At 56.8% G+C, this 10,869-nt stretch carries 12 protein-coding genes; 8 read left to right on the forward strand and 4 right to left on the reverse strand.

Annotation, left to right across the window (positions count from 1 at the left end):
- Positions 1-249, forward strand: a 249-nt coding sequence (locus tag JNM42_RS11200) for a hypothetical protein (protein WP_294269558.1), incomplete at its 5' end; no start/stop codon positions are given.
- A gap of 213 nt (positions 250-462) precedes the next feature.
- Here the strand turns inward: JNM42_RS11200 and JNM42_RS11205 are convergent.
- A complete protein-coding gene (locus tag JNM42_RS11205) occupies positions 463-879 on the reverse strand; it encodes a hypothetical protein (protein WP_294269560.1) in 417 nt (138 codons plus the stop codon).
- Between the two features lie 955 nt (positions 880-1,834).
- Here JNM42_RS11205 and JNM42_RS11210 point away from each other — a divergent pair.
- From JNM42_RS11210 to JNM42_RS11230, 5 genes are all read left to right on the forward strand, one after another.
- Positions 1,835-2,542 carry a glutathione S-transferase N-terminal domain-containing protein gene (locus JNM42_RS11210; RefSeq protein WP_294269563.1) on the forward strand — a complete coding sequence of 236 codons (708 nt, stop codon included), beginning with the start codon at positions 1,835-1,837 and terminating at the stop codon, positions 2,540-2,542.
- Positions 2,543-2,566: 24 nt separating this feature from the next.
- Entirely contained in the window at positions 2,567-3,184 is a 618-nt protein-coding gene (locus JNM42_RS11215; RefSeq protein ID WP_294269566.1) for a glutathione S-transferase family protein, read from the forward strand.
- A gap of 208 nt (positions 3,185-3,392) precedes the next feature.
- Positions 3,393-4,010 (forward strand): glutathione S-transferase family protein, encoded by a 618-nt coding sequence (locus tag JNM42_RS11220; protein WP_294269569.1) that lies wholly within the window; start codon positions 3,393-3,395, stop codon positions 4,008-4,010.
- A 210-nt stretch (positions 4,011-4,220) separates the two neighbouring features.
- Positions 4,221-5,273 (forward strand): DMT family transporter, encoded by a 1,053-nt coding sequence (locus tag JNM42_RS11225; RefSeq protein WP_294269573.1) that lies wholly within the window; start codon positions 4,221-4,223, stop codon positions 5,271-5,273.
- A gap of 442 nt (positions 5,274-5,715) precedes the next feature.
- Positions 5,716-6,075 carry a hypothetical protein gene (locus JNM42_RS11230; RefSeq protein ID WP_294269575.1) on the forward strand — a complete coding sequence of 120 codons (360 nt, stop codon included), beginning with the start codon at positions 5,716-5,718 and terminating at the stop codon, positions 6,073-6,075.
- Between the two features lie 283 nt (positions 6,076-6,358).
- Here the strand turns inward: JNM42_RS11230 and JNM42_RS11235 are convergent, their stop codons facing one another.
- Entirely contained in the window at positions 6,359-6,622 is a 264-nt protein-coding gene (locus JNM42_RS11235; RefSeq protein ID WP_294269579.1) for a helix-turn-helix transcriptional regulator, read from the reverse strand.
- A gap of 64 nt (positions 6,623-6,686) precedes the next feature.
- The gene (locus JNM42_RS11240) at positions 6,687-6,998 is read right to left on the reverse strand and encodes an integration host factor subunit beta (RefSeq protein WP_294269589.1); all 312 of its coding nucleotides are present in this window, start codon (positions 6,996-6,998) and stop codon (positions 6,687-6,689) included.
- Positions 6,999-7,632: 634 nt separating this feature from the next.
- On the opposite strand from JNM42_RS11240, the gene JNM42_RS11245 reads away from it, so the two are divergent.
- Both JNM42_RS11245 and JNM42_RS11250 read left to right on the forward strand, forming a co-directional pair.
- A complete protein-coding gene (locus tag JNM42_RS11245; protein ID WP_294269582.1) occupies positions 7,633-8,763 on the forward strand; it encodes a contractile injection system protein, VgrG/Pvc8 family in 1,131 nt (376 codons plus the stop codon).
- A 28-nt stretch (positions 8,764-8,791) separates the two neighbouring features.
- On the forward strand, positions 8,792-9,478 hold the full coding sequence (locus tag JNM42_RS11250; protein WP_294269584.1) for a phage baseplate assembly protein V: 687 nt from the start codon (positions 8,792-8,794) through the stop codon (positions 9,476-9,478).
- 514 nt (positions 9,479-9,992) lie between these two features.
- Here the strand turns inward: JNM42_RS11250 and JNM42_RS11255 are convergent.
- Positions 9,993-10,706: an MFS transporter gene (locus JNM42_RS11255; RefSeq protein ID WP_294269587.1), complete on the reverse strand. Its 714-nt coding sequence runs from the start codon at positions 10,704-10,706 to the stop codon at positions 9,993-9,995.
- Positions 10,707-10,869 lie beyond the last annotated feature (163 nt).

The raw sequence follows: 10,869 nt of genomic DNA on the forward strand, positions 1-10,869 counted from the left end.
ACACAGAGTCAGTACAGCACGGTCAGGCGTATTTGCAATGGTGTTATCGAACAGCGTCGACTGGAACGGGAACAGCAGTCTGAGCGTGATCGTCAACGCCATCTTGAGAAAGCGGAAAGCAATAAAAAACAAGAGAAGACCAAGTCCTCAAAACCGGTGATGGAGACTATCGGCCCGGTCGCACAGCAGGCAATCCAGGCAGCACAATTGGATCTGAACACACTCGACATGGCAACTGCTCCTGCATAAATCACCCTGCAACTGATCCAGTTATCTGAGCCAAGAAGCGAGTAACGCTGCCCAGATATCCTTGAGCATGTGCGGTGGCTTTAGCCCAATCAGTTTGCCTTTGTTCCAGGATTCCTGAGATTGATCGGTTTCCATCTCAGACGCCTTCATGGTTGATCGGAGTCTGATTATTGTGCGGCGTGCTGATCAGGGACGAGGCAGATTTCGACCGAACTATAGCCGGGTGCACTTCACTTGCTCAAGTGCCGCCGCGTCAATAAGGCGCTGCAATGATCTGGATGGTGTCCAGCGCCCACCTTGTGCCACGAAGCGATCGGTTGCATCGACAACCAGTCTTTCACCTTTGGGCTCTGTGGTCGTCAGAGCCAAAGCCAACTCCGCTCGGGCGCGTTGATGACGATCAAAGGCGTTGAAGTCGAAGTATCCGTCATTATCAAAGGCGAGGAACCCGAACGTTATCCAAACGACACGAATCGGCTGACGGTCAACGAGTTCTACAGCGACGTCGGTCATTCGTACCCGAGTTCCAGCAAAACGGGTGAAGCGACAGCTTGCGGGATCTCGGAGTATTTGGTCGAACTTGGCGTTCGGCAGGCGATACAGACGGTCTTCCTGATCAAGGAGAAACATGCGGCACGATATTCCCATAGCTTGTCATGCTCTCACATTAAGTCGGGCAACTGCTCTCTGGGCAACAGCAGCTTGAGCGAGCGGCCCTGTCCCGGGATTCTTTCAATCAGCCCCAATTTCTCCACACTCAGTATCATCTGATGGACGGAAGGTGGCGATACTTGGAAATAACTTTGTCTATCCTCTTCAGCCGGCGACTGACGGTGACTCTTCGTATTGTAGTAGATGAAGGCGAGGTGCTGCCCCCTGCTTCGCAGTATAAATGCCTGCACAGGTACTGTTTCCCGACGACGTCGCACATTACAATGTTCTCGCCCTTAACGCATCACCCACGCCGCAGGTACGACGGGCTCCCAACTATTTTGCCGCAGCTTTTGCTGGTCTTCGAGCAGAGCCGTAATGTGTGACTACGCACGGGTCGTTCCTGACCATACCTGAGTTTGGCTGGCCGCTTTGCTGTACCATGACTCTAAGCGTGCAATCGGCCATGAGCAATCATTTACCGCCCGAACAACGCCGACATCGACGCGACTGCTGTTTGTCGTCTAGCAGCCATTCCATCGATTGGCGACAACGCCTGGCTCAGGTGATCAACGAATGCGGCGACCTTGGTCGAATGCTTTCGTTCGGGCAGACTCACCAGGTGGATAGGGGATTCGAGGTGTAGGGCGCGGGACTGTCCACATGATGCTGATCTTCCTGCGGGGCAGGCTGGACGTACTTCCCATCGACGACTATGGTGTGCGCAACGTTTTTTCCAACGTGACCGGACGGGAAGTTAGGGTAGCGCCGTAGGAATTGAAGCAACCCGGTTCGGAGTGGTGGCCCTGTCGCAGCGTTGTCGCCTGGTATTTTTGGCGCGAGGCGAATATCACCTGAAGCGTTCTATGAAGGAGTGGCTGCCGGTGATACGCCGTGGAAACCCAGACATGATTTTCTGAAGGAAGGTGTCGGCATGATCGAACTATTCTCAGCGGCAACACCGAACGGGCACAAGGCTTCCATTGCGCTGGAAGAACTGGGTCTGCCCTATACACTGCGGGTGCTTGATCTTGGCAAGCTGGAACAAAAGCAGCCCTGGTTTCTGGCGATCAATCCGAACGGACGGATCCCCGCCATCATTGACCACGACGCCGACGATTTTCCGGTTTTCGAGTCGGGAGCGATCCTCATCTATCTGGCTGAGAAAACCGGACAGTTGATGCCCAGCGATGCCAAGGGCCGGTCAAGGGTTTTGCAGTGGCTGATGTTCCAGATGGGCGGTATTGGGCCCATGATGGGGCAGGCCAACGTTTTTTTCCGGTATTTTCCGGAAAAAATTCAGCCGGCAATCGATCGCTACCAGGGCGAATGCTCGCGCTTGTTCCGTGTCCTCGACGGCCACCTCAAGGACTGCGAATATCTTGCCGGCGACTACTCGATTGCCGATATCTCCAATTGGGCCTGGGTCAGAACGCACCGCTGGTCGGGGGTGTCAGTCGAAGAATTTCCCCATTTGCAGCGTTGGCTGGCGCAGATACGCGGGCGTCCCGCTGTTCAGCAAGGCATTCTCAAGCCGCCTTCGACCCTTGATTCGCGCGAAGATGAAGACAAGGGGGAGAAGTTTTCGGAAGAAGCGCGCAAGATGGTCGAAATGGGGCAATCGCAAAAAGGCGGCGTATAGACACATGATAGGTGGGGAGGAACCATGAGGCTGCACACGGCGGCGCGCGCGCCTAATCCGCGACGGGTGGATATGTTCCTGGCTGAAAAAGGCGTCCGAACGATTGAACGCGTAGTGGTCGATCTGAACTCTGGGGAGCACAAGAAGGACAGTTTCCTGGCACGCAATCCCATGGCGCGAGTCCCTGTTCTGGAACTGGACGACGGACGCTGCCTGGCCGAATCAAGGGCCATCTGCACCTACCTCGAGTCGGTGTATCCGGAGCCGAATTTGATGGGCATCGATGGAGAGGAACGAGCCTTCATCGAAATGGCCGACAGACAGGTCGAGTTGCGCCTGTTTGCCACGATTACCAACTGTGTTCGCCATACGCATCCAGGGCTGGCCGTCCTTGAGCAGCCCCAATTCCCGGATTACGGCATCTCGCAGGGCCAGAAAATGCGGGGAATTGCGCAGTGGCTGGACGACCTACTCGTGTCACGCTCTTATGTCGCTGGCGAACGTTTCACCATCGCTGACATTACGGCATTCTGTTCCATCGAATTTGCCCGGTTGATCCGGTTCAAGCCTGCAGAGGAAGGAATGAATCATCTGCAGGCTTGGCGCGACCGAATTGCCGAGCGTCCGAGTGCGAGTGCTTGACCGCACTCTAGCGAAACACATTCAATACGCGTGCCGGAAGTAATCTATTTCAACGTGGCCCTCCACAAAAACCTTATCGATGGCCAACAAGACGTTCGTCAAACCGTAAATGAATTCCCCGGCACCTCTTGCGGAAACTTTGCCGATGATCAACCCGTTCGCGACCATGAATTCGTTCACTGGCTTCACCTAACCAAGGTTCAATTTTATGTCTAAGCCCCGCCTGATTTATTTTGACTTCGCTGGCAGCCGCGGTGAAGAATGCCGCATCGCTCTGCACATCGCAGGCGTCGATTTCGACGACGTTCGCGTCCCGACTGCTGAGTGGCCCCTACTCAAGCCCCAAACTCCATTTGGGTCCTTGCCCGTCCTGGAACTTCCGGGAAAAAGTCCCCTTGCACAGTCGAACGCGATTCTCGTTTATATCGGACGACAGCACGGATTGCACCCCAGGAATGATTTCGAAGCCGCTCAGCACGAAGCGCTAATGGACTACGTTGAAGATCTGCGCCACACCGTGGGCCCGAGCCTGCGCATTTCCGACGAGACGCAAAAACGCGCGGCACGTGAAGAACTTGCGCGCGTATATCTGCCGACGTGGGGAACAAATGTCGAAAATCAACTGACCGACCAATCATTCGTTGGTGGTGACACACTGCATGTTGTGGACATCAAGCTCTACATGATCGTGCGTTGGTTTGCGTCCGGAACGGTCGATCACGTTCCACCGACAGTGTTTGACCATTGCCCAAGACTCAAGCGAGTGTTCAGGGAGGTCGGCGAACACTCCGGAGTGAAAGCGTGGCTAGAGCGCACGGCGCGCTAGATTCCCTTTGTGTCCGCATCCAAGGCGCTTGATATGCCCGAACCGATCGTTTGCCTGCCCTGCATCGACAAGACTTACTGCAGCGGCTTCCGAGCTTTCAAGAGGTCGTTGAAGACACTCAGAATAGAGAATCATTGGTGACCGCTTCGCTCCAGTTGGCTGTCATTCAGTGACACAGGGGGTATCCTGTCTCCACTATGGCAGGCATCGATGAACGGTAAAACTCAAATGTTCAGCTCGGGAGTGGTTGCGGCGCTCGGTGCAGCACTGCTCTTTGGCGCCAGCACGCCACTCGCGAAAATGCTGTTGCGCGATGTCGATCCCTGGCTTCTGGCTGGACTGTTCTACCTCGGCTCGGGTATTGGTCTGACACTGTGGCGCGTGCTCACCCGTGCCGCACCTGTCCGTCTTTCGCGAGGGGAAACGGGCTGGTTGGCTGGGGCCATCCTTTCAGGTGGAGTAGTTGGCCCGGTCCTCCTGATGTTTGGACTAACAGGCATGCCGGCCTCAGGTGCAGCCCTGCTGTTGAATGCAGAGGGTGTTTTCACAGCATTGCTGGCCTGGGTGGTCTTCAAAGAGAACTTTGACCACCGTATAGCGTTCGGCATGGCAGCAATTGCCGCAGGTGCTGTGGTGCTGAGTTGGCCGGGAGAGGCGCAGTTTGCCGGTGCGCTGCCCGCTTTGGCGATATTGGGGGCTTGCCTGGCCTGGGGCATCGACAACAATCTGACGCACAAGGTCTCTCTAACCGACGCAACATGGATTGCCGCGGTAAAAGGCATGGCTGCCGGGAGCGTGAATCTCGTACTCGCCTTTGCCCTGGGCGACCGTCTGCCTGATTGGCTCACCACGGCAGCAGCCATGGGGGTTGGATTGCTCGCTTACGGGGTCAGCCTGGTTTTGTTTGTCGTCGGCATGCGCCATCTGGGCACCGCTCGTTCAGGTGCTTACTTTTCAGTGGCGCCCTTCTTTGGTGCCCTCATTGCGCTTGCTAGCGGAGAACCGCTGACCCCTCGACTGACTGTTGCCGCCGCCCTGATGGCGATTGGCATCTGGCTGCACCTGACCGAGCGACACGAGCATAAGCACATCCATGAGGGAATGGAGCATAGCCATGAACACGAGCACGATGAGCATCATCAGCACGTTCATGATTTTCCTGTTGTCTCGGGTGCAAAGCACACGCATCGTCATAGACACGCCCCCCAAGTTCATGCACACGCTCACTTTCCCGATGCCCATCACCGGGATCACGCACACTGAGGAGTGAGATACAGTGTGGCACGCTTTGTATTGTCCCCGTCGAAGTAGCGACTGTATCGACGCATGTTGCCGCCATTCGGCAATTCATGACCTTAAGCCGTTTGGGGTGAATCCGGCCCACAATGTTTTGGAAAACCAGCCGTTTAGTTCGGGATGTTTGTCAATGGCTGGTCTTCACACCGAAGCAGTCGTTCATTACCACAAAGGCGTAAAACGCATTTTGCATAGAAGGGGTTTGGCGTACAATCCCGGCTCAGTGGCCCCTGTGTAAAGTTGGCATGGATAACCTCCGGCCTACCGGTATTCGTGAACAAAAACTTGAAGACCACAACAAAAATGTGAAACCTATCTGACCATGCGCAAGAGATGCAAACGAATCTCCCGTCCTGACTCGGTTCGGTTTCACCCGTACGAGCATACCGATCTTATGCTTGGATCGCGCTTGCACCTGGAAATGGTATTGACCCAGCCGGCGGTGTTGGATTACATGTATTCGGTGATGGGAATTTTTAATATTGCTTTTGCGTTGGCGTATCTGCAAAACAATTCTCATGTACTGCACCAGTTCGAAGTGGCTCAGATGTCCCTAATGGGGCTCATCCAAGAGAAGCGCAGTCCAAATCAGGATGAGGGAAATTCCCTCCGTCAATTTTTCAATCAAGCGGACCGATATATCGGAATCCAGAACAGGGCTGCCCTGGTCCGGGCCATCGGATTGGTGAATCATGTTGCGGGTAAAGATGGGGGTGACAGTGAGGGTCGCCAGCTCAAGCAACAAGAAATAACCACTTTAGAAACTTGAGCACTATCCTGCCCTTCCCCTTGGCCCCATCGGCAAGTTCCCACGTTGAATTTGAATCTCGATCTTTCGGGGATGACCCGGACTCCCCTGAGCAGTTTGCGTTTCGCCTCGTTCGTCCGATTCGTGCTCGGTCATACCGTTTCGGTGTGCTCAGGCACTCAGACGGTTTGCTGGAGGTTGGTTCGAGTCACGTCCATACGAGTGGCACCGAGCATGCACACGTCCCGAGGCAAGAGTAGCGCCGCCAACGACCAAAGCACTCAAGGCGAGCTACAAACTGTGGCTAATCTGCCGTATTGGGCTTACGAAGTTGGCTCAGCATCGCCTGGGCTTGTTCCTCCGAGGCGTAGGTGAGGTGCAGAACGAGTTGCACCGTGCTCGGAATGTTGCGTCCGTTTTCATAGCGGGAACCGCCCGATTGCGTCACCGAAACGCGTTTCCAAAAATCGGACTGGCTGATACCAAGCTTTGTCCGGTGTGCGAGAGCACTTTTCCCGCTCGTCAGAAAAAGCTTCGGTGCACTATTGGCTTTTGGTTTGGTCGACATGTTTACGCTCCAAGTCAAGGGAGAGCTGTGAATTGTACTCCCCGATGACTGGAAGTTGCACCGATCACACAACCTGCCGAATCGGCTTAACCTGATCGGACGCATTGACCCGCTCCCGCAATTCCTTACCCGCCTTGAAATGAGGAACATGTTTCGGGACAACCCGAACGGCCTTTCCGCTTTTCGGATTCCGGCCGGTTCGTGCCGGACGGAAATTCAAGCCAAAGCTTCCGAAACCGCGGATCTCGAAGCGATCACCTTGTGCCAGGGAATGGCCGATGGCATCAAGGATCTCTTTGACCGAGATTTCGGCATCCTTCGGCGTCAGATGGGGAAAGCGAACAGCGAGCGCGGCGATGATGTCGGAGCGTGTCATGAATAACATTTTATCCGTTTTTTCATTGATCACCCTGCCGAGATCCCGGCCGGCCACAAAACATGCGCCAGTATTCTTCTCAGGGGTTCCATTCACCAAACCCCATGACGGCAGCGTAAATGTAGCCACGGCACCGGCCGCAGGGCGGCGGGCTGTCTTCGACGGCATCGAGCACTACGGGGGTACCCTGCGGCAAAGACCAACCCATCACCGCAAAAGCTCATTCGCTTGTCCAGCCAGTAATTCCGTGCTCAGAAATGCCCCTCCCAGAAGCAGCTATTAAATCCCTGACCGCTAATCATCCTACCGGGGACTGCGCAATCGACATAAACCGTCGCATGATAGCCCCCGTAACGATTACTCCAACTTTTCGAAGGAGCTTTGATGGGGGGTCTTAGGGCATTCGAACGTCAGATCGACAATTGACAACGACTCAACGGTTCCGGATACTTCCATGGAAGGCTATTGAATTTCCTATCCTTTGATCGGTACGAGCAGACCGTGGCACGGCGCGCAAATCCATCAGTCGTGTACCGTTTCGGGAAGTTCGGGCTTTCCTGCATCGCCCTCCACGTCTTCGCGGTAAAGCGCAGGACAACGACAACTGCCCTTCCCTTCTCCGGAGACCGTTCTCATGGCCCGACTTGCTTCTTCGACGACGACGGGCACTTTCCGGGCAAAGCCCGATGCAGTAATGGCCTCGGGCGGCGTCGCCCTCGCCGGGCAGCTCAAGGTAAAGGTCGACGGTCTCGAGGTCCCCGACCTGCTGGCGGGAATGATCGATTGCGTCATCGAGCATCGTCGAACTACGCCATCGAGTTGCACCGCGACATTCTCGAACTGGGGCCCGACCCCGACTGGTGTCGGGTACCTCCATTTTGGGCGCGTGACACTGGATTTCGGGAAAGGCTTCACCGTTGCGTTCGGGGAGGCCGACCTGTTCCATGGCCGCATCGCGACCCTCGAAGGCGGGTTCCCCGAAGGCTCCCCTCCCGTGATCCGGATCGTCGCTGGGGATGCGCTTGCCGACCTGGCGGAGCACAACGGATTTCGAACGTTCTCCGACATGTCCGACGCGGACGTCGTGCGACGCGTCGCGTCCGAATACGGCTTGAGCACACAGCTTAGATTGACCGGTCCCAGCCGCAGGGTTATCGCTCAGGCCGGCGAATCGGATCTGGAGTTTATCCGTGCGCGGCTCGCAGCAATCGGTGCATATTGCTGGATCGACACACGCGGGCGCTTATGTGCCGTGCACGAGCCGGGTGGTCGCGAGGCGGCGATCCTGCTCAATTACGGTGGCAATCTGACCGAGTTCTGCGTACGCGCCGATGTGCGGAGGCAATCGACCGCGGCAAGGGCGCGCGGGTGGGATATCGCGGCGAAGGAGTCGCTGTCGAGTTCGGCAGACCAGACGGTGCTCACAAGCGAGATTCCTGCGACGGGATGCGCCGGCGCCTGGATTCGCGAGTCGATATTCGGATCTGCGGAACGTCGCCTTGCGGAGCCTGCCTTGGGATCTGCGACCGAGGTCGAGTCAGTTGCGCGTGCTGCGTTTGCCGACCGCGCACGCGAATTTCTAACGGGTATCGCGCATCTTGCCGACGCGCGCCAGGTCCTTCCAGGCCGGCGCGTGGACATCCGTGGCGTGGGACCGCTTTTCAGCGGACTCTATCGCATCGAGACCGTTACGCACCGTTTTGATCTTACACGGGGCTGTCGCACCGAGTTCACCGTCGAACGCCCCTGGTTGGGCGCCCCGTAACAAAACTCAACTCACCCGAGGAATCGCCATGCCCCATGCTCGCCCCGCCTTGCCCAAAGCCCTGCTCTTCGGTGTCTATTCCGGGATCGTCATCGACGTGAAAGACCCCGATGCGCAAGGCCGCGTCAAGGTCAGTCTGCCATGGGCTGAGGGTGGGAACGCAGGGCGCTACGAAACATGGGCGCGCCTTGCCGTGCCGATGGCGGGCAACAACCGCGGTACGTGGCTCATTCCGGATGTGGACGACGAGATACTGGTCGCGTTCGTCGCAGGCGACCCGCGTTGCCCCATCGTCATCGGATCCCTCTGGAATGGCCGGGATGCGCCGCCTCAGTCCATGGACGGCGCGGGTAACAATGATCTCAAGGTGATCCGGTCACGCAACGGCGTCACGATCACGCTCGACGATCAGGGCGGCGCCGAGCGCTTCCAGGTGGAAACGCCGGGAGGTCAGAAAATCGTGCTTCAGGACGGCCCCGGCGAGGTGACGATCGAGGATTCGAACGGCAATTCGATCAAACTGACTACGAGCAACATCAAGATCGCGGCGTCGGCAGGAGTAGACGTGACCGCTGGCATGGTCAAGGTCTCGGCGGGCAGGGTCGAGATCGATGCGGGGATGGCGAAGTTCTCTGGCGTTGTGGAATGCGATACGCTGATCGCAAATTCGGTGGTAGCGTCGAGCTACACGCCAGGGGCCGGGAACATTTGGTGAAAGAGAGCCTAGACGACCATTCGCCGTGCTTGGCGGTATAACCGGCGGGCTAAAGTCTCCTTAAAGGAGTTGTCCGTATGCTTTTTTAAAACCAGGAAGCGGCGGTTCAGTAATCGCAGCGTGCAAGCACTCCAAGGGCAAAGCTGAAGGCCGCAACGTAAGTGAACCTGAACGTAGCCTCGGATCACGAAAGGAGAAGCCGAAAGATCATGCGGCACGGGAGACCCGTTGAGGTGGTGGGGAGGCAACCGACTGATGCGTGTAAGGAAACGAAAGTGTCGCAGGCCCATGGCCGCCAGGGTGTATGCAGCGATCGTTCAGCAAACCTGCCGCAGGGTGATCTAATAACATTCCGCTTTCTGGTATCGGTGTTTTCAGGGAATCATCACTTTCCGCCCTGACCCGTCAGTGTTTTCTCCTGCATTTTGGATTGGTTTCGTTCTCTGCGGCGAAGCAGCCATTGACCCAAAGAGAGCGTTACCTGTCGTTGGCTTGTATTTGCGCTGATAGGGCATCAAACCATGCGATCTCGCTTTGCCAGCGCAGGAAAAAGATGTCGCCATGTAACGGCGACCAGCAGGGTGCCGATGCCCCCGAGTACCACCGAACCGACGGGGCCAAACAACGCCGCGGTGGCACCCGATTCGAATTCGCCAAGCTGATTGGACGCCCCGATGAAGATCGAATTGACCGCCGCAACCCGGCCACGCATCTCGTCCGGTGTTTCCAGTTGCATTAGCGTCTGGCGAGTCACCACGCTAACGTTGTCGGCGGCTCCGGTTATCACCAGCGCAACCAGCGACAATCCAAAGTGTGTGGAAAAACCGAATACGATGGTCGCCACGCCGAACACGCCGACAGCCGCCAACATCCGACGCCCGACGTGCCGCTGGAGCGGCCAGCGCGTGAGCACCAGGGACATGGTGAGCGCACCGACCGCAGGCGCGGAACGCAGCAACCCCAGACCCACGGGGCCCGTTTGCAAGATATCCCGCGCAAAGATCGGCAACAGTGCGGTTGCACCGCCCAGCAGCACGGCAAACAGGTCAAGCGAAATGGCACCGAGCAACAACTTGCGCTGCCAGACATAGGTCACGCCAGCAAACACGGTACGCCACGTGGCCTCTGAGGTTGATCGCCGTTGGTGGTAGCGTACGGTCAGCGTGAGCGTGCACGCCAGTAGCAGGATCATGGCGCAGCAAACATAGACCGTCGTAGCGCCGACCACATAAAGCGTGCTTTGTTTACCCCGACAAGCCAAACCCTTTGGTACCGCAGGGTTTACGACGATTTTACTGTTTCATCAGAGTGGCTACAGGGGGATTAGAGCTTAACGCCCAGCAAATCGAGAATGCGCTGCTGATCATCATCGGGCTGGGTCACCTGATCGA

The organism is Propionivibrio sp. (assembly GCF_016790145.1).
Classification (GTDB): Bacteria; Pseudomonadota; Gammaproteobacteria; order Burkholderiales; family Rhodocyclaceae; genus Propionivibrio.

What these genes read in the sequence shown, in the direction of transcription:
- JNM42_RS11205 (WP_294269560.1), bottom strand. Translation starts at nt 879, where the DNA reads ATGTTTCTCCTTGATCAGGAAGACCGTCTGTATCGCCTGCCGAACGCC.
- JNM42_RS11210 (WP_294269563.1), top strand. Translation starts at nt 1,835, where the DNA reads ATGATCGAACTATTCTCAGCGGCAACACCGAACGGGCACAAGGCTTCC.
- JNM42_RS11215 (WP_294269566.1), top strand. Translation starts at nt 2,567, where the DNA reads ATGAGGCTGCACACGGCGGCGCGCGCGCCTAATCCGCGACGGGTGGAT.
- JNM42_RS11220 (WP_294269569.1), top strand. Translation starts at nt 3,393, where the DNA reads ATGTCTAAGCCCCGCCTGATTTATTTTGACTTCGCTGGCAGCCGCGGT.
- JNM42_RS11225 (WP_294269573.1), top strand. Translation starts at nt 4,221, where the DNA reads ATGAACGGTAAAACTCAAATGTTCAGCTCGGGAGTGGTTGCGGCGCTC.
- JNM42_RS11235 (WP_294269579.1), bottom strand. Translation starts at nt 6,622, where the DNA reads ATGTCGACCAAACCAAAAGCCAATAGTGCACCGAAGCTTTTTCTGACG.
- JNM42_RS11240 (WP_294269589.1), bottom strand. Translation starts at nt 6,998, where the DNA reads ATGACACGCTCCGACATCATCGCCGCGCTCGCTGTTCGCTTTCCCCAT.
- JNM42_RS11245 (WP_294269582.1), top strand. Translation starts at nt 7,633, where the DNA reads ATGGCCCGACTTGCTTCTTCGACGACGACGGGCACTTTCCGGGCAAAG.
- JNM42_RS11250 (WP_294269584.1), top strand. Translation starts at nt 8,792, where the DNA reads ATGCCCCATGCTCGCCCCGCCTTGCCCAAAGCCCTGCTCTTCGGTGTC.